The sequence below is a fragment of the Streptomyces violaceorubidus genome, assembly GCF_000717995.1.
In the GTDB taxonomy this organism is placed as follows: Bacteria; Actinomycetota; Actinomycetes; order Streptomycetales; family Streptomycetaceae; genus Streptomyces; species Streptomyces violaceorubidus.
On sequence record NZ_JODM01000030.1, the window covers coordinates 103962 to 121027 of the forward strand.

At 73.3% G+C, this 17066-nt stretch carries 15 protein-coding genes and 1 pseudogene; 12 read left to right on the top strand and 4 right to left on the bottom strand.

What is annotated here, in order from left to right; genetic code table 11:
• Positions 1–26: 26 nt before the first annotated feature.
• Entirely contained in the window at positions 27–728 is a 702-nt protein-coding gene (locus tag IE94_RS0128295; RefSeq protein ID WP_030189743.1) for a type 1 glutamine amidotransferase, read from the top strand.
• 88 nt (positions 729–816) lie between these two features.
• Here the strand turns inward: IE94_RS0128295 and IE94_RS0128300 are convergent, their stop codons facing one another.
• Positions 817–1992 (bottom strand): GDSL-type esterase/lipase family protein, encoded by a 1176-nt coding sequence (locus IE94_RS0128300; RefSeq protein ID WP_030189745.1) that lies wholly within the window; start codon positions 1990–1992, stop codon positions 817–819.
• 194 nt (positions 1993–2186) lie between these two features.
• Between IE94_RS0128300 and IE94_RS0128305 the strand changes: the two genes are divergently transcribed.
• From IE94_RS0128305 to IE94_RS0128350, 10 genes and pseudogenes are all read left to right on the top strand, one after another.
• Positions 2187–3125 carry a GlxA family transcriptional regulator gene (locus tag IE94_RS0128305; protein WP_030189748.1) on the top strand — a complete coding sequence of 313 codons (939 nt, stop codon included), beginning with the start codon at positions 2187–2189 and terminating at the stop codon, positions 3123–3125.
• Between the two features lie 111 nt (positions 3126–3236).
• A complete protein-coding gene (locus tag IE94_RS0128310) occupies positions 3237–3782 on the top strand; it encodes a DUF488 domain-containing protein (protein ID WP_030189750.1) in 546 nt (181 codons plus the stop codon).
• A 38-nt stretch (positions 3783–3820) separates the two neighbouring features.
• Positions 3821–4804, top strand: a complete 984-nt coding sequence (locus IE94_RS0128315; protein ID WP_030189755.1) for a hypothetical protein — start codon at positions 3821–3823, stop codon at positions 4802–4804.
• Positions 4805–4894: 90 nt separating this feature from the next.
• Positions 4895–5233 (top strand): SCO0607 family lipoprotein, encoded by a 339-nt coding sequence (locus tag IE94_RS0128320; RefSeq protein ID WP_167343981.1) that lies wholly within the window; start codon positions 4895–4897, stop codon positions 5231–5233.
• Positions 5234–5386: 153 nt separating this feature from the next.
• Entirely contained in the window at positions 5387–6292 is a 906-nt protein-coding gene (locus tag IE94_RS0128325) for a hypothetical protein (protein WP_030189761.1), read from the top strand.
• A gap of 70 nt (positions 6293–6362) precedes the next feature.
• Positions 6363–7226, top strand: coding sequence for a DMT family transporter (locus tag IE94_RS0128330; RefSeq protein ID WP_030189763.1), 864 nt, complete (start codon positions 6363–6365; stop codon positions 7224–7226).
• Between the two features lie 125 nt (positions 7227–7351).
• Positions 7352–8098, top strand: coding sequence for a GntR family transcriptional regulator (locus tag IE94_RS0128335; protein ID WP_245235325.1), 747 nt, complete (start codon positions 7352–7354; stop codon positions 8096–8098).
• A 13-nt stretch (positions 8099–8111) separates the two neighbouring features.
• Complete coding sequence (locus tag IE94_RS0128340) at positions 8112–8876, top strand: sulfite exporter TauE/SafE family protein (protein WP_030189767.1); 765 nt, start codon at positions 8112–8114, stop codon at positions 8874–8876.
• 67 nt (positions 8877–8943) lie between these two features.
• Positions 8944–9880, top strand: a pseudogene (locus IE94_RS37550) (amino acid permease).
• Positions 9881–9943: 63 nt separating this feature from the next.
• Positions 9944–11206: an arginine deiminase gene (locus IE94_RS0128350; protein ID WP_030189770.1), complete on the top strand. Its 1263-nt coding sequence runs from the start codon at positions 9944–9946 to the stop codon at positions 11204–11206.
• Between the two features lie 38 nt (positions 11207–11244).
• Here the strand turns inward: IE94_RS0128350 and IE94_RS0128355 are convergent, their stop codons facing one another.
• Positions 11245–11526 (bottom strand): hypothetical protein, encoded by a 282-nt coding sequence (locus IE94_RS0128355; protein ID WP_030189772.1) that lies wholly within the window; start codon positions 11524–11526, stop codon positions 11245–11247.
• A gap of 295 nt (positions 11527–11821) precedes the next feature.
• Here IE94_RS0128355 and IE94_RS0128360 point away from each other — a divergent pair, with 295 nt between their 5' ends.
• The gene (locus IE94_RS0128360) at positions 11822–12280 is read left to right on the top strand and encodes a hypothetical protein (RefSeq protein ID WP_030189773.1); all 459 of its coding nucleotides are present in this window, start codon (positions 11822–11824) and stop codon (positions 12278–12280) included.
• A gap of 23 nt (positions 12281–12303) precedes the next feature.
• Here the strand turns inward: IE94_RS0128360 and IE94_RS0128365 are convergent, their stop codons facing one another.
• A complete protein-coding gene (locus IE94_RS0128365; protein WP_030189775.1) occupies positions 12304–14679 on the bottom strand; it encodes a glycoside hydrolase family 65 protein in 2376 nt (791 codons plus the stop codon).
• Positions 14676–17066 (bottom strand): phosphoketolase family protein, encoded by a 2391-nt coding sequence (locus tag IE94_RS0128370; RefSeq protein WP_030189777.1) that lies wholly within the window; start codon positions 17064–17066, stop codon positions 14676–14678. Before IE94_RS0128370 ends, IE94_RS0128365 begins: the two co-directional genes overlap by 4 nt.

Below are 17066 nucleotides of genomic sequence, written 5' to 3' on the forward strand. Positions count from 1 at the left end.
CGGACGAGGTGAGGCGGGGTGGGGAGATGTCGCGGCTCTTGGTGGTGCAGAACCATCGGGGCGGTGGGGCGGGCCGGTTCGGTGACTGGCTGGCCGCGGACGGGGTGACCCTGGACGTGGTGCACGCCTACGCCGGCGAGGCCCTGCCCCGGCGTCCGGAGCACGACGGCGTGCTGGTGCTCGGCGGTGGCTACCTGCCCGACGACGACGTGCGCGCTCCCTGGCTCGCACCCACCCGTGCCCTGGTCGCCGAGGCGGTGGGGCGGGGTGACCCGGTCTTCGGGATCTGCCTCGGCGGGCAGCTCCTCGCCCAGGTCGCCGGCGGCACGGTGCGCGGTGAGCACGGCGAACCGGAGTTCGGCAGCACCCCGCTGACCGTGCGGCCCGAGGCCGGGGCGGATCCGCTCTTCGGTGGGCTGCCGGAGCGGGTGACGGCGATCGAGCACCACCAGGACGCCGTCACCGCCCTGCCGCCCGGCTCGGCGTGGCTCATGTCGAGCGAGCGGTGCCCGTACCAGGCGTTCCGGGTCGGTGAGCGGGCGTGGGGCGTGCAGTTCCACCCGGAGGCGGGGGCGGACCGGGTCGGGGCCTGGGACGCCGACCGGCTCCGGGCCCGTGGCCTCGACCCGGTGGCACTCTCCCGCCGGGCGGAGCTCGACGAGCCCGCGGCCGAGGTGGTCTGGCGCGAGGTGGCCCGGCGCTTCGCCGCGGTCGTCGTCGGGGCGTGAGCACCGGCTCATGGGGCGCGCCCCATGCGAAGCGGCCCCCTTCTGACCGGCCCACGCTCATCGGTCCCCGCGGACCGACTCATGAGGGTCAGCCGCTGAAGGCGCCTCGGTCGGCGAAGGCCAGCTTGGCGAAGCGTTCGCCGATGAGGCGGTGGGTGGCGGCGTCCGGGTGGATGTTGTCCGGCAGGGGCAGGTCCACCGCGTCGGTCTGTCCGTAGAGTTCGCGGCCGTCGAGGTAGTACAGGTTCTCGTCGTCGGCGGCCCGTTGGGTGACGATCCGGGACAGCTCGTCCCGGATGACGTTCAGGGTCAGTTTCCCGCTCGCGCGTTCCGCCGGGTCCCCCGTGGCGACGAACCGCACGCTTCCCTCGGCGATGCCGGAGAAGTCCGGGGCGAGGGGGCCGGGGGTGTCCTCCTGGACGGGGCACAGGATGGGCGAGACGACGAGCAGCGGGACGGTGGGGTGGCCCTCCCGGATCGTGTCCAGGAAGCCGTGCACGGCCGGGCCGAAGGCGCGCAGGCGCATGACGTCGGCGTTGACCACGTTGATGCCGATCTTCACGCTGATCAGGTCGGCGGGGGTGTCACGCATCGCCCGTGCGGTGAACGGGTCGAGCAGGGCGCTGCCGCCCAGCCCCAGATTGACCAGTTCCACGCCGCCGAGGGAGGCGGCGAGGGCGGGCCAGGTGGTGGTGGGGCTCGCGGCGTCGGAGCCGTGGCTGATCGAGCTGCCATGGTGCAGCCAGATCCGGCGGCCGGAGTCCGGGGCGGGCTCGACGGGGCCGTTGGTGCGCAGGGCGACGAGTTCGGTGGTCTCGTTGTGCGGCAGCCAGATCTCGATGTCCTTGTCGCCCTCGGGCAGGTCCGCGAAGCGCAGGGTGCCGACCGGGCCGGGCTCGACGCCCGCCGTGCCGGTGGTCATGTCGATGGTCAGGGTGTTGCCGCCCGTGACACTGCCCCGGCCCGCCGGACGGCCGTCGACGAGCAGGTCGTACACGCCGTCCGGGCGCTGCGGGACACCGGCGTGGACCCGCTTGGTGGGCAGGGTGTCCAGTTCGAGGGCGGTGGCGCGGGTGCGCAGGACCAGGCGTACGCCGGAGGGCTGGGACTCGGCCATGGCGAGCTGTCCGTCGTTGCTCTGCGCGCGGGCCCCGGCGGGCAGCCGGTGGGGCAGCAGGCCGCGCTCGGTGCGCTCCAGGTCGAGGGCGCCCCGCAGGAGGTCCGCGGTGATGGGTGTGGTGATCCAGTCGTCCCTGGTGTGCATGTCGCCTCCGGCGGTGGTGCGGCTGCCTGTGCGGCTCTTTCCTGAGTCGATTATGTATCGTCCTAATTGTATTAGGCAAATGGCTTGGCGTGACAGGGAGCCCGGTTCGCGCTGCCTGTGGCACGAGTGACGGCTTTCAACGGGAAACCGCCACTGCCGCCGATCACCGTCCCGCGAGGAGGTACGTTCCGGCCATGCACACCGTCGCCGTTCTCGCGCTGGACCGGGTGATCCCGTTCGACCTGTCCACCCCGATCGAGGTCTTCACCCGGACCCGGCTCCCCGACGGCCGTCCCGGATACCAGATCCGGGTGTGCGCCGAGCACCCCGCGATCGACGCCGGCGCCTTCACGCTGCGCGCACCCTGGGGGCTGGACGGATTGCGCGGGGCGGACACCATCATCGTGCCCGGGACGGCCACCGCCGCCGACCCGCTCTCCCCCGCCGTCCGCGACGCGCTGCGGGCGGCCGCCGTGAACGGCACCCGGATCGCCTCCATCTGCTCCGGCACCTTCCCGCTGGCCGCCACCGGACTGCTGGAGGGGCTGCGGGCCACCACCCACTGGGTTGCCGCGAAAGCCCTCGCCGACGCCCATCCGGACCTCGACGTCGACCCGGACGTCCTGTACGTCGACAACGGCCAGATCCTCACCTCGGCCGGTGCCGCCGCGGGCCTGGACCTGTGCCTGCACATGATCCGGCGGGACTACGGCTCGGCGGTCGCCGCACACGCCGCCCGGCTGTCGGTGATGCCGCTCGAACGCGAAGGCGGCCAGGCCCAGTTCATCGTCCACGACTACCCGCCCGTGCCCCGCGGTTCCGCCCTCGAACCCCTGCTCACCTGGCTGCGGGAGAACCTGGCCCGGGACCTCTCCCTCGCCGACATCGCCGCCCATGCCGGGATGAGCACCCGGACTCTCATCCGCCGCTTCCGGGAGCAGACCGGCAGCACCCCGCTGCAGTGGCTGCACCGCGCCCGGGTCCGCCAGGCGCAGCACCTGCTGGAGACGACCGAGCACTCGGTGGAACGCATCGCCGCCCAGGTCGGCTTCGGCTCGCCGACGGCCTTCCGCGACCGCTTCAAGCGCACCACCGGAGTCAGCCCGCACGCCTACCGGCGCACCTTCGGCTGACCGCCCGCGGCCGGCAGCGCGGCCCGGGTCGGCCCCGTTCGGGTCGCGGGGCCGCCCGGGTGACCGTAGACAGAAGGCATGGGCGCGGGCAGCGAGGGGACCGGTGACGACATGTCGCAGCCTCACCTGCTCACGTTCGGGCACGGCACCGCGGGCCGCGCGGAGCTGGCCGCACTGCTGCGTGGCGCCGGTGTCACCTCCGTGGTCGACGTCAGGACCGCCCCCGGCAGCCGCCGCGACCCCGACCTGCTGCGGGACCGGCTGGCCCGGTGGATGCCCGAGGAGGGCCTCGACTACCGGTGGGAACGTCGTCTGGGCGGCTTCCGCAAGCCCGCACCCGGCTCGCCCGACGTCGTCTGGCGCAACGCCTCCTTCCGGGCGTACGCGGGCCACACCCGCTCGCCGGAGTTCGTCGAGGCGATGGACGAGTTGCTGGCGCGGGCGGCCCACGAACGCACCGCGGTCATGTGCGGCGAGGCGGTGTGGTGGCGGTGCCACCGGCGCCTCATCGCCGACTTCGCCGTGCTGGCCCGTGACACCCCCGCGGACCACCTCATGCACGACGGCCGGCTGACCGCCCACTCCCCCACCCCGGGCGTCCGGCTGCGGTCGGACGGCCTGCTCGTCTACGACGACGTGGAGGCGGCGGCGAGGTAGCCCACACCGGCGAGGGCGAAGGACGAAGGGCGGATTCCATGCAGCGCAAGGGCGGGCGACGCCGGGACACGGACGGCCCGGAAGAGGACGGCCCGGAAATGGACGGCCCGGACGAGGAAGCGGTCGAGCAGGTCCTGGACGAGCTGTACGCCACACCCCCGTCCGCCTTCGTCTCCCGGCGTGAGGAACACGCCGCCGCCGCGAGAACGGCCGGTCGCAAGGAGGACGCCCGCCGCATCCACGCCGCCCGCCGGCCCACACTCGCCGCATGGGCGGCGAATCTGCTGACGCGCTCCCGGCCGGAGGAGACCCGCCGTTTCCTGGAGCTGGGGCAGGCACTGCGCGCGGCACACCGCACCCTGGACGCCGCCGGGCTGAAGGAACTCTCGGCGCAGCGCCGGCAGATCGTGGCCGCCCTCTCCCGGCAGGCCGCGCGGCTCGCCGAGGAGACCGGGCAACGGCTCTCCCCGGCGGCACAGCGGGAGGTCGAGGCGACCCTGCGCGCGGTCCTCGCGGACCCGGACGCCGCCGACCGGTGGGCCGGAGGACGTCTGGAGGTCTCCCTCACCCCGCCCTCGGCCTTTCCCTCGGGCACCGCTCCGGCGGAGCCCGCCCGGACCGCACCCGGGTCGAGGGAGCCTCGGCAGTCTCCCCGCACCGCCTCCCGCACACACGCGAAGGACGAACTCGCCGAGCGGCGCCGCAAACGGCGTGAAGAACGGGAGCGGGCCGAACAGGAGGCCGAGCGGGCCGAACGGCACCTGCGGGACGCACGCGCCGAGCAGGCCGGCGCGCAGGAGTCACTGCGCCGGGCCGAGGAGGAACTGGGGCGCGTCCGCGAGACGGTGACCGCCGCCGAGGAGCGGCTGCGCGCGGCGCGCGAGGACCTCGACGGGGCCGAACGGGAACGGCGGGAGGCCGAGAAGCGGGGCCGTACGGCCGCGGACGCCGTCGCGGAGGCCGAGCGGGCGGCACGGGCGAGCGCGCGCCGGGTGGACCGCTTGGCCGACCGGGGCAGGTAAGGGGCTCGTCCGATTGAGTACTCATACTCATGAGGTGCTTCCCCCCGCCGGGGGACGCTTGCCGCACCAGTCGCCCTCCAGGGAGTCAACGTGCGAACCACCCATCTGCTGCACCGACCGCCGACCGCGCCCTCCGTCCGCGCCGGGCGGTCCGTCCGCGGTCTCGTCCTGGCCTGTGTGGCCGCCGCGGCGGTCCTGACCGGTTGTTCCATGGAGGAGGCCACCTGCGGCGGCGGCGAGTACCCGGTGCTGAGCATCGGTGGCACCGGCAGCGCATGTGTGCCCAAGGGCGAGGAGCCGCCCGCGGGTTACACCCGCTACCCCGAGGGCAAGGTCCCGGAACACGTCGGCGACAAGTGGGACACCTACTGGCAGACACATACCGTCGACGAGCACGGGAAGGTCGTGGAGGTGCCCCAGGGCGGGTGACCCCCGCCCTCCGCGACCCGAACACACGCACGGGGTTGCGGCGGCACATACCACGACGGCGGTCATACGTGGTATACCGACTCGGCAGCGAACAAAGCGACAACTGAGGCTGCGCGTCAGGCTTCACGGCCGCGAACCAAGGAGAGTCACACCATGTCCGAGAGCACGATGCAGTCCGCCACCGAACTGGCGTCGCAGTACAGCGTCCAGGTCACCGACGACCTGGAGCGCAACGTCAAGGAGCAGGAACGTGTCAGCACGGAGATCACGGCTCTCCAGCAGCAACTGGCCGCGCTGCAGCACGACCACGCCCTGCTGGTGAACATGCAGCAGGCTCTCGGCATCACCTCGCCGCCGCAGTCCGCCCCCGCGCCGGAGCCCGCCGCCTCGGCCGGGGCGGCGACGGTGCCGGCTCCGCGTGGCGGTGCCGTGCCGCGGTCGTCCGGGGGCAGGGCGATTCGCGGCAAGAAGGCCCCCGCCGCGGCCAAGCGCGCGACGGCCCCGAAGCCGGGTGCCAAGCCGGCGCCGAAGCCGACGGCGAAGAAGGCCACCAGGTCGACCGCCGCGACGACCACCGAGAAGACCGACAAGGCGCCCGCGAAGACCACGACCAAGACACCCGCGAAGACGGCCGACAAGGCGCCTGCGAAGACGGCCGCCAAGACGGCCGCCAAGACACCCGACAAGGCACCCGCGAAGACCGCGACCAAGGCATCCGCCAAGCCGTCCGCCAAGTCCGCCGCCAAGACCGCCGGGAAGCCCGCGGCGGCGCGGGACGCGGGCCGGCCCACCCTGGTGGAGATGGTGCGCGAGCACCTCGCCGGGCAGCGGGAACCGCGGTCCGCCGCCGAGGTCACCACGGCGCTGAGCGAGGCCCACTCCGGACGCACCGTCAAGACCACGGTCGTGCGCACCACGCTCGAGGGCCTCGTCGCCAAGAACCAGGCCCAGCGCACCAAGCAGGGCACCTCGGTCTACTACACCGCCACCGGGGCCACCCCGTCCGAGCAGCAGCAGGACCCCTCAGCCGAGGCTCCCGCCGGGCAGAGCGGCAGCTGAACAACCCCGGCACCCCGGACGCGACACGACGCGGCGCGCGGCCGGGGCGGATCGGGGTGAGGATCAGGGGATGGGTGTTGTCCTGCCGGTGCTCTTCGCACTCGTCGCCGCCTTCAGCAACGCGCTGGCCACCGTGCTCCAGCGGCGGGCCGCGCTGACCGTGCCGCAGTCCCAGGGGTTCCGCCCCGGACTCGTCCTCGACCTGTTGCGGCGCCCCGTGTGGCTCGGCGGCATGCTGGCCGTCGTGGTGGCCGGTGTGGGTCAGGCGGTCGCCCTGGCGACGGGCCCGCTGTCACTCGTACAGCCCCTGTTCGTGCTGGAGCTTCCGCTGGCCCTGCTGCTGGCCTCGCTGCTGACCGGCAACCGGCTGCCGGAGGTCATGTGGCTCGCCGTGGGCGGGGTGGTCGTGGGGCTCGGAGTCGCGTTGGCCTCGGCCGCTCCGGGCGGCGGCGAGACCGACGTGCCCCTGGACCGCTGGGTGCCGACGCTGGCGGCCTGTGCGGGGGCGGCCGTCCTGCTGGCCGCCGCCGGCCTGAAGCGGCCCGTGGGCAAGGCCCGCGCCGGCTGCCTCGGTGCGGCCACGGCGGTGTGCTACGCGCTGACGGCCGGACTGATGAAGGACTCCATGCGCGTCCTGGGCGACGACGGCATGGTCGGCTTCTGCACCGCCTGGCAGACCTACGGCTTCGCGGCGGCGGGGGTGTGCGCCGTGCTCCTGCTGGAGCACGCCATGCAGGGCGGTCCGCTGGTCGCCTCCCAGCCCGCCCTCACGCTGGGCGACGCGACGGTGAGCCTCCTGCTCGGCGTGGTCCTGTACCGGGAGGACGTACGGGGCGACTGGTGGGTCGTGCCGCAGCTCCTCGGGGTGGCGCTGATCGTCGTAGGGGTGCTGAACCTGGCCCGGCGCGGCGCTGATCTGCGCACCGCGCGGTGACCCTCCCGCGGGCCGGGTGGCGCAGCGCGCCGCCCTCCCCCGCGAACTCGCAGGTCAGCCGTTTCCGCAGGTCAATGCGGGTGGCGTAACCTCGGCGAAACATCGTGCGGGTTACCGTGGGCGGCATGGACCACCACGGGGGACGGCCGCGCGAGGAGCGGGCGCGGCAGCTGGCCGACATCCTGCGGCAGCAGATCACGGACGGTGCCTTCGCGGGCGGCAGGCTGCCCGACGAGCGGGACCTGGGCCGCCGGTTCGGATCCTCGCGCAACGCCGTGCGGGACGCCCTGGCCCTGCTGCGCGACGAGGGTCTGATCACCCGTCGGCGCGGGGTCGGGACGACGGTGCTGCTGCCGAAGTACGGACACGCTCTCGACCGGCTGACCGGGCTGGCCGAGGAGCTGACCGGGCGCGGCACCGTGACCAACGAGGTGCGGGTGGCCGCTCGGGTGCCGGTGCTGCCCGCCGCGATCGCCGGCCGCCTGGAGGTGCCGGCCGGGGAGGGCGGTGTGTACGTGGAGCGGCTGCGGTGGCTGGACGGGCTGCCGTTGTCGCTGGACACCAGCTACCTGACCGCCGGCATCGGCCGTGCCGTGCTCGCGGGCGACCTGCGGGAGCGGGACGTGTTCGGCCTGATCGAGGAAGCGGCGGGCGTCCGGCTCGGGCGGGCCGAGGTGGCCGTGCACGCGGTCAACGCGGACCCCGGTACGGCACGGTTGCTGGGGATCGAGCCGGGGGCGGCGGTGTTCGCCCTGGAGCGGCTGACCCGGTTGGCGGACGGTCGGCCGGTGGACACGGAGTCGATCCGGATCCGCGCGGACCGGATGACCCTGCGCGCCACGCTCCGTCGTGGTGGGCCGCGGGACATGTGAGAGGAGGCCGGCGGTGGCCGGTGCGAGTGTGCCCGTGCTGGTGGCCCCGGGGCTGCTGGGTCTGTTCGGCGGGGTGGGCATCACCGCCGTCGGGCCGGGCGGAGTGCTGCCCACCATCGGTCTGTTCGCCCTCACCGGCCTGACGCCCGCGGAGGTGGCCGGGACGGCCCTCGTCACCCATGTGGCCACCGGGGTCCTCGCGACCGCCGCCTACCTGCGCTCCGGGCAGCTGCGCGAGTCGGGGACCCGGCACACCGCGCTGGTCCTGGCGGTGACCGCGGTCGCCGGTGCCCCGCTCGGCGTCCTGGTCAACTCGTATGCGTCCGAGCGGATGTTCGGCCTGGTCCTCGGGGTGTTCACGGCGGGTGTGGCGGGCCTGGTGTGGTTCCGCGAGGCTCGCCGTCCGGCCGCCGAGCGGGCACACCCGTCGACGGCGGTGGTGGCGGGGTTGGGCGGCGCGGTGGCCGTGGCGGCCGGGGTCGTGGGCATCGGCGGACCGATGCTGACCGTCCCCGTGCTGGTGGCCATGGGCGTGCCCCTGCTGGAGGCCCTCGCCGCCGCGCAGGCCCAGTCCGTCGTCATCGCCGGGGTGGGAACGGTGGGTTACCTGGCCCGGGGTGCCGTCGACTGGCCGCTGGCGGTGCTGGTCGGCGTGCCCGAGCTGGCCGGGGTGCTGCTGGGCTGGCGGATCGCCCACGCGCTGCCCACGCGCCGGCTGAAGTACGCCCTGATCGCGACGCTGTTCGCGCTCGCCCCGTACCTCGCCCTGCACGGCTGACCAAGATGCCCCAAGCGCCTACCTGGTGCACATTGGTCCCAATCGACCGGCCACCCGGAGGGACGGCATGTCGCAGGCCGCTGCTTCCGACGTCGAGCGCACATCCCCGCCCACCGCGAAGGTGGGCCTGTTCACCCTGACCGCCATGGTCGTCGGGTCGATGGTGGGCGCCGGGGTGTTCTCGCTGCCGGGGCGCTTCGCCGCGGAGACCGGCGTCGCGGGCGCGCTGATCGCCCGGGCGATCGCGGGCACCGGCATGCTGACCCTGGCCTTCGTCTTCCAGTCCCTCGCGGTGCGCAGACCCGACCTCGACGCCGGTGTGTACGCGTACGCCAAGGCGGGTTTCGGCGAGTACCTGGGCTTCTTCGCCGCCTTCGGCTACTGGGCGAGCTCCTGTGTGGGCAACGTGACGTACTGGGTCCTGATCATGTCGACCGTGGGGTCGGTCTGGCCTGGCGCCTGTCCGGCCTGGACGCTGATGGCGGCGGAGGTGCTCTTCGTCGCGGCCAAGGACGACGACATGCCGCGCTTCCTGCGCCGCGCCAGCGCCGCCGACGTGCCGGTGCCGGCGCTGCTGATGTCGTCGCTGCTCACCCAGGTGGTGCTGATCGCCACCAGCTTCTCCAGCGACGCCTTCGACTTCGCGCTCAACCTGACCAGCGCCCTCTCCCTGATCCCGTATCTGCCAGCGGCGGCCTTCGCGGTGCGGATCGGCAGCCGGGACGACCCGCGGGCCGAGGGCGGCCGCACCTCGGTCAGGGAGTTGGCCGTCGGGGTGGTCGCCACGCTGTACACCGCCTTCCTGCTCTACGCGGCCGGGCTGAAGTTAGTTCGTACTGGTGTCCTTCGTCGTCTACGCCCCGGCGACCGTCCTGTTCGTGACGGCCCGCCGCGAGCAGGGCCGCCGGCTGTTCTCGCCCGGGGAACTGGTCGTCCTGACCGTCTCCGTGACCGGCGCGGTGCTCGGCCTCGTCGCCCTGGTGGCGGGGTGGATCAGCCTGTGAGCAGGTCCCACCCGCTTCGTCTCCCCCGCCCCCTACCGCATCCGCATCCCTCAAGGAGGCCGTGTGACCAGCAACGAGAGCGCCGTCAGGCCCGCGCTCGGCGTCCATTCCGAAGTCGGCAGGCTGCGCAAGGTCCTGGTGTGCTCCCCCGGCCTGGCGCACCGGCGGCTGACCCCCACCAACTCCGACGAGCTGCTCTTCGACGACGTCATGTGGGTGGAGAACGCCCAGCGCGACCATGCCGCCTTCGTCGGTGAACTGCGCCGGCGCGGGGTGGAGGTGGTCGAGCTGCACGACCTGCTGGCGCAGATCATGGCCCTTCCACAGGCCAAGGCGTGGCTCCTGGACCGCAAGATCGTCGCCAACCAAGTCGGCATCGGCCTGATCGACGCGACCCGCGCCTATCTGGAGACCCTCTCGCCCAGGGAGCTCGCCGAGTACCTCGTCGGCGGGCTCGCCACCGGCGACCTGCCCGAGGACTTCCGCTCCCCGCACCTCTCGCTCGCCCGCGAGTCCACCGGCGCCCGCGAGTACCTGATGCCCCCGCTGCCGAACACCCTGTACACGAGGGACACCACCTGCTGGCTGTACGGCGGTCTCACCCTCAACCCGCTGTACTGGCCCGCACGGCACGACGAGACGCTGCTGATGAAGGCGATCTACACCTTCCACCCCGACTTCAAGGGCTCGACCGTGTGGTGGGGCGACCCCGAGCAGGACTGGGGGCAGGCCACCTTCGAGGGCGGCGACATCATGCCGGTGGGCAACGGGGTCGTCCTCATGGGCATGAGCGAGCGCACCTCGCGGCAGGCCGTCACCCAGGTCGCCGCCGCGCTCTTCCGCAACGGCGCCGCCGAGCACGTCGTCGTCGCCGGGATGCCGAAGCTGCGGTCCGCCATGCACCTGGACACGGTCTTCACCTTCGCCGACCGGGACGTGGTGACCCTCTACCCCCGCATCATGGACGCGGTGCACACCTTCTCGCTGCGTCCCGGCGACCGGGCCCCCGGCTTCGACGTCGTCGACGAGGGGACGACGCCCTTCGTCGACGTGGTCGCCAAGGCGCTCGGGCTGGCGAAGCTGCGGGTGGTGGAGACGGGCGGCGACGCCTACGCCTCCGAGCGCCAGCAGTGGGACAGCGGCAACAACGCCGTCGCGGTGGAACCGGGCGTGGTGTTCACCTACGACCGCAACACCCTCACCAACGCCCTGTTGCGCGAGGCCCGGGTGGAGGTCGTCACCATCGTGGGCGCGGAACTGGGCCGGGGGCGCGGCGGAGGGCACTGCATGACGTGTCCGCTGGTGCGCGACCCCGTCGACTTCTGACCCCGGCCAACGCGCGGCCCGTCAGCGCCTCAGCGGCCTCAGCGGCAGAACCCGTACGCCTGCTCCAGCCACCGGTGCAGTGCCGTGTGCACGCTGCCGGGGAGCAGGCTGAGCTGCTCGATGGCGGCCCGGTCCCCCGCCGAGGGCGCGATGCCGGCGGCGGTCAGCAGCGCGAGCAGGTCGAGGCGGCGCAGGTCGACGGGGTCGACGCGGCAGGGGACGCGCCGGGCGGGGTCGGGCGGCTGGAGCAGGAAGTCGCCCGTGTCGCGGGCGCGCGAGTGCGTCGGGGCGGCGGCGGTCGGAGCAGTCGTCGGGTGCATACCGCGGTCCTCCACGTGAGGGGGCGCCCGGTCGGGTCGCCGTTCTTGACGGCATGAGACACCGGGGCGCGGACGGCGGTTGCGGGCCCCGGCGGGGACCACACGGGGGATGCAATCGGCGTCTTGTCGCACGAACCGGACGGCCGGGCGGATGCCCGTCCCGGCGCCCAGGTCGGCGCCCCGCAGGACCCGGCCGCTGCTCCGTACGAGTGGTGCGTTCCCGGACACGGTCGTACGGTCGGAACGAAGAACGGGGAAGGCGGAGACAAGCGACCCCGAGACGGCGGGAGCAGACATGGGCAGGAACCCGATGAGGACAGCGGTCACACTCTGTGCCGCCGCCGCGCTCGCGGTACCCCTGGGCACGGCCTTCGCCGCACCGTCGGCACAGCCTGCGGCGCGGACCCAGCAGACGGGGGATCCAGTGCTGGTCGACTGCTCCGGGCAGCCGCAGATCGGACCCGAGGCGTACGTGCTCGCCTGCGGCGACGGCAACAGCCGGCTGGTCTCCCTGCGCTGGTTCCGCTGGGACCCGCAGGCCGCCGTGGGCCGCGGCACGAACGCCGTCAACGACTGCGACCCGTACTGCGCCGCGGGCGCCTTCCACTCCTACCCGGTGACCGTGCGGCTCGACATGCCGACGGGCGGGGAGCAGGGCACGGGCCAGGCGCACTTCACGCGGATCACCCTCACGTACACCGACGGCAGGCCGGACGGGTCCCCGCGCACGGTGACCTACCCCCTGCCCGGCTGACGGTCCGCCGGACCGGGACCCGGTCACTCCGGCAGCACCAGCCGGCAGGTGTCGCCCGGCTGGAGGCGCACCTCGCGGTCCGGCAGCCGGACGTCGATCGGCAGTGGTCCGGCCGCGGGCACGGCGATCTCCAGCCGGCCGTGCTCCAGCCGGAACCGCACCCCCCAGTGGCCCTGGTAGCGCACGGAGAAGCCGTACGACGACAGCTCCGGCAGCGGCACCGGGTCCAGCCACAGGGCGCCCGCGCGGGTCTCCAGGCCGGTCAGGCAGCGCTGGACGAGGTCGAGGGTGCCCGCCATGGCACCGAGATGGATGCCCTCGCCCGTGGTGCCGCCCTGGAGGTCGGCGACGTCGCCCTTGAGCGCCTCCTGGAAGTACGTCCAGGCCTCGGCACGGCGGGCGCGGGCCAGGATCCAGCCGTGGACGAGTCCGCTGAGGGTGGAGCCGTGGCTGGTGCGGGCCAGGTAGTGGTCGACGGTGCGCTGCCAGGTCCGCTCGTCGAGCCGGTAGCCCAACCGTCCGAACAGCGAACGCAGTTCCGCCGGGGAGAACAGGTAGCCCAGCATGAGGACGTCGGCCTGTTTGGACGCCTGGTAGTTGTTGACGCTGTCGTTCTCGGCCTCCAGGAGACGGTCGAGGCGCCGGATGTCGCCGTACCGCTCGCGGTAGCCCGCCCAGTCGAGTTCGGTGAGATCGCCGTACCCCTCGAACTGGCTGACGACGCCCTCGTGGAAGGGGACGTGGAGGGTGCGGGAGACGCTGTCCCACTGTTCCAGTTCCGCGTCGTCCAGGGCGGTGCGCTCGACGAGTTCACGACGGCGGGGCTCGGGCAGGTCGGCGAGGACGTCGAGGGTGCGGGACAGCACCCAGGCGGCGGTGACGTTGGTGTAGGCGTTGTCGTCCAGGCCCGGCCGGTCGGCGCCGGGGTAGGCCTCGTGGTACTCGTCGGGGCCGACGACGCCCCGGATGCGGTGCCGGCCCAACCGGTCGTCCCAGGCGGCACAGTCGGCCCAGAAGCGCGCGATCTGCAACAGCATCTCGGCGCCCTTGGTGTGCAGGAACTCGGCGTCGCCGCTCGATTCGCAGTACTGCCACACGTTGTACGCGATGGCCGAGCCCACGTGGTGCTGGAGGTGGGAGTGGTCAGGGAGCCAGCGGCCCGAGCGCGGATTGAGGTGCAGTTGCTGGGTCTCCTCGCGGCCGTCGCTGCCGCTCTGCCAGGGGTAGAGCGCGCCGCGCCTGCCGATCGCGCGGGCCGCGGAGCGGGCCCTGTGCAGACGGCGGTGCCGGTAGTGCAGCAGGGCGCGGGAGACCTCGGGGAAGTGCAGGTTCAGGTAGGGCAGGACGAACAGCTCGTCCCAGAAGACATGGCCGCGGTAGGCCTCTCCGTGCAGCCCGCGCGCCGGTACGCCCACGTCGAGGTCGGCGGTGTGCGGGGAGAGGGTCTGCAGCACGTGGAAGAGGTGCAGGCGCAGGATGTTGCCCGCCTCGCCGGGGACGTCCAGTTCGGCGCGGCGCCACAACTGGCCCCAGGCGGTGCGGTGGGCCACCAGCAGGTCGTCGAAGCCGGGGGCCTCGGCCACCCGGTCGACGGCGGCCTGCACCGGGTCGCTGATCGCCATGTCGCGCGAGGTGTGCAGGGCGACGACCTTGTCGACGGTGGCGGTGCGGCCCGGTTCGGCGCGCAGGGCGGTGCGCTGGGTGACGCACAGGTGCTCGCGGGCCGCGGTGACCGGCGCGTCCGCCGTGGTGCGGGCGGCCATGCCGATCCGGATGTCCGAGGTGCGGGTCCGGCAGCGCAGCCACACGGTGTGGTCGTCGGCGCTGTCGGTGTGCACGTGGGTGAGGTGGTGTCCGTCGAGGTCCCGGTAGCGCGGCACCCCTGAGTTGGTGACGCCGGCGTCGAGGGCCGCCTCCACCTCCAGTTCGACGGGGCCGCCCTCGGCGGTGAACTCCGTGCGCAGGGCGGCGAGATGGGGATCGGCCATGTGCACCACGCGCAGTTGGCGCACGGACAGCACGCGTTCCCCGTCGAGCCCGAACCGGGTGAGGCGCTCCAGGACGCCCGACTCCAGGTGCACGGTCTGACGGTGGTCGAGCACCTCGGCGGTGTCGGGGGTGAGCCAGTCCCCTCCGGTGGGTCTGAAGCGCAGCGGCAGCCAGTTCGGGAGGTTGACCATGTCCTCGTTCTCGACCTCGCGCCCCGCGACGGTGGAGGTGAGCCGGTTGTAGCAGCCGGCCACGTAGGTGCCCGGGTAGTGCACGTCGTCGGCGGCGCATTCGGGCAGGGCCCCGCGGGTGGCGAAGTAACCGTTGCCGAGGGTGCACAGGGACTCGCGCAGCCGCTCCTCGGCGGCGTCGTAGTGGTCGTAGTCCCAGGTCGAGGGGGTCGCGGTCACCGCGAGCCCGACCAGGTCCAGTCGGCCACCTCGGGCAGGTCCACGCCGTGCTCGCGGATCCACTCGTGGTGTCGCAGCCTGGCGTCCTCCATCCGCTGCCGTACGGCCGCCGCGCGCACCGCGAGGCCGGGCACCCGGTCGATGACGTCCATGACCAGGCGGTAGCGGTCCAGGTCGTTGCCGACCACCATGTCGAACGGGGTGGTGGTGGTCCCGATCTCCTTGTACCCGCGCACGTGCAGCTGGGCGTGGCCGGTGCGCCGGTAGGCGAGCCGGTGGATCAGCCAGGGGTAGCCGTGGTAGGCGAAGATCACCGGTTTGTCGGCGGTGAACAGTCCGTCGTACTCGAAGTCGCTCATGCCGTGCGGGTGTTCCCCGCTGGGCAGCAGGCGGGCGATGTCCACCACGTTCACCACGCGTACGGCGAGGTCGGGCAGGTGGCGGCGGACGAGCTGGGCGGCGGCCAGCACCTCCTGGGTCGGGACGTCGCCCGCGCAGGCGAGCACCACGTCGGGCTCGCGGGTGCCGTCCTCGGTGCCGGCCCAGTCCCAGATGCCGGCGTCCCGCGCGCAGTGCACCTTCGCCTGCTCCATGGTCAGCCAGTCGAAGCAGGGCTGTTTGCCGGCCACGATCACGTTGACGTAGTCGCGGCTGCGCAGGGCGTGGTCGGCGACGGAGAGCAGGGTGTTGGCGTCCGGCGGCAGGTAGACCCGGACCGCCTCGGGGCTCTTGTTGAGGATGTGGTCGACGAAGCCGGGGTCCTGGTGGGAGAAGCCGTTGTGGTCCTGGCGCCACACGTGGGAGGTGAGCAGGTAGTTGAGGGAGGCGATGGGTGCGCGCCAGGGCAGGCGGCGGGTCACGCGCAGCCATTTGACGTGCTGGTTGACCATCGAGTCGACGATGTGGACGAACGCCTCGTAGCAGGAGAACAGTCCGTGCCGTCCGGTGAGGAGGTAGCCCTCCAGCCAGCCCTGGCAGGTGTGTTCGGACAGGATCTCCATCACCCGGCCGTGCCGGTCCAGGTCCTCGTCGACGGGCAGCGTCCGCTCCTGCCAGGCCTTGCCGCTGGCGGCGTAGACGGCCTGGAGGCGGTTGGAGGCGGTCTCGTCGGGGCCGACGAGCCGGAAGTCGCGCCGGTCGGCAGTGGCGTCCATGACCTCCCTGAGCAGGTCGCCGAGGACCCGGGTGGGCTCGTGCATGCTCGCCCCGGGCGTGTCGACGGGCACGGCGTACGTCTCCAGTGCGGGCAGGGGCAGCTCGCGCAGCAGAAGGCCGCCGTTGGCGAAGGGCGTGGCGCCGAGGCGGCGCGGTCCCTCGGGGACGGCGGCGAGGACGGCGGGCCGCGGCGCTCCGGCGTCGTCGAACAGTTCCTCGGGGCGGTAGGAGCGCAGCCACTGCTCCAGCTGCGCGAGGTGCTCCGGGTCGGTGCGTACGGCGGACAGGGGCACCTGGTGGGCGCGCCAGGTGTTCTCCACGGGGAGTCCGTCGACCTCGGCGGGGCCGGTCCAGCCCTTGGGGGTGCGCAGGACGATCATCGGCCAGCGGGGGCGGCCGGTGGCGCCCTCCTCCCGGGCGGCCCGCTGGATCGCGGCGACGCGGTCCAGGGCGGTGTCCATGGCGCGGGCCGTCGCGCGGTGGACGGCGGCCGGGTCGTCGCCGGTGACGTGGATCGGGTCGTGGCCGTAGCCGCGCAGGAGTTCGTCGAGCTCGCTCTCGGGGAGGCGGGCGAGGACCGTCGGGTTGGCGATCTTGTAGCCGTTGAGGTGCAGGATCGGCAGGACGGCGCCGTCGTGCACCGGGTCGAGGAACTTGTTGGAGTGCCAGGACGTCGCGAGCGGCCCGGTCTCCGCCTCGCCGTCGCCGATCACGCAGGCGACCACCAGATCCGGGTGGTCGAAGGCGGCTCCGTAGGCGTGCGAGAGCGCATAGCCCAGCTCGCCGCCCTCGTGGATCGAGCCGGGCGTCTCGGGTGCGACGTGGCTGGGCACGCCGCCGGGGAAGGAGAACTGCTTGAACAGCCGGGCCATGCCCTCGGCGTCCCGGGTGACGTCCGGGTAGGTCTCGGTGTACGAGCCCTCCAGCCAGGCGTTGGCCAGTACGGCGGGGCCGCCGTGGCCGGGGCCCCAGACGCACAGGGCGTTCAGGTCGCGGGCCTTGATGACCCGGTTGAGGTGGGTGTGGACGAGGTTGAGGCCGGGCGAGGTGCCCCAGTGGCCGAGCAGGCGGGGCTTGATGTGCTCGGGCCGCAGGGGTTCGGCCAGCAGGGGGTTGGCCAGCAGGTAGATCTGGCCGACGGCGAGGTAGTTCGCGGCGCGCCAGTGGGCGTCCAGGTGGGCGAGCTCCTCGTCGGTGAGCTCGGCGGGCGCCTGCTGCGTGTCGACGGACAT

Excerpts from the sequence above, each read along its gene's own strand:
- IE94_RS0128325 (WP_030189761.1), top strand. The coding sequence starts at position 5,387 with ATGTCCGAGAGCACGATGCAGTCCGCCACCGAACTGGCGTCGCAGTAC.
- IE94_RS0128300 (WP_030189745.1), bottom strand. The coding sequence starts at position 1,992 with ATGCACACCAGGGACGACTGGATCACCACACCCATCACCGCGGACCTC.
- IE94_RS0128330 (WP_030189763.1), top strand. The coding sequence starts at position 6,363 with ATGGGTGTTGTCCTGCCGGTGCTCTTCGCACTCGTCGCCGCCTTCAGC.
- IE94_RS0128305 (WP_030189748.1), top strand. The coding sequence starts at position 2,187 with ATGCACACCGTCGCCGTTCTCGCGCTGGACCGGGTGATCCCGTTCGAC.
- IE94_RS0128310 (WP_030189750.1), top strand. The coding sequence starts at position 3,237 with ATGTCGCAGCCTCACCTGCTCACGTTCGGGCACGGCACCGCGGGCCGC.
- IE94_RS0128355 (WP_030189772.1), bottom strand. The coding sequence starts at position 11,526 with ATGCACCCGACGACTGCTCCGACCGCCGCCGCCCCGACGCACTCGCGC.
- IE94_RS0128360 (WP_030189773.1), top strand. The coding sequence starts at position 11,822 with ATGGGCAGGAACCCGATGAGGACAGCGGTCACACTCTGTGCCGCCGCC.
- IE94_RS0128295 (WP_030189743.1), top strand. The coding sequence starts at position 27 with ATGTCGCGGCTCTTGGTGGTGCAGAACCATCGGGGCGGTGGGGCGGGC.
- IE94_RS0128315 (WP_030189755.1), top strand. The coding sequence starts at position 3,821 with ATGCAGCGCAAGGGCGGGCGACGCCGGGACACGGACGGCCCGGAAGAG.
- IE94_RS0128370 (WP_030189777.1), bottom strand. The coding sequence starts at position 17,066 with ATGTCCGTCGACACGCAGCAGGCGCCCGCCGAGCTCACCGACGAGGAG.
- IE94_RS0128335 (WP_245235325.1), top strand. The coding sequence starts at position 7,352 with ATGGACCACCACGGGGGACGGCCGCGCGAGGAGCGGGCGCGGCAGCTG.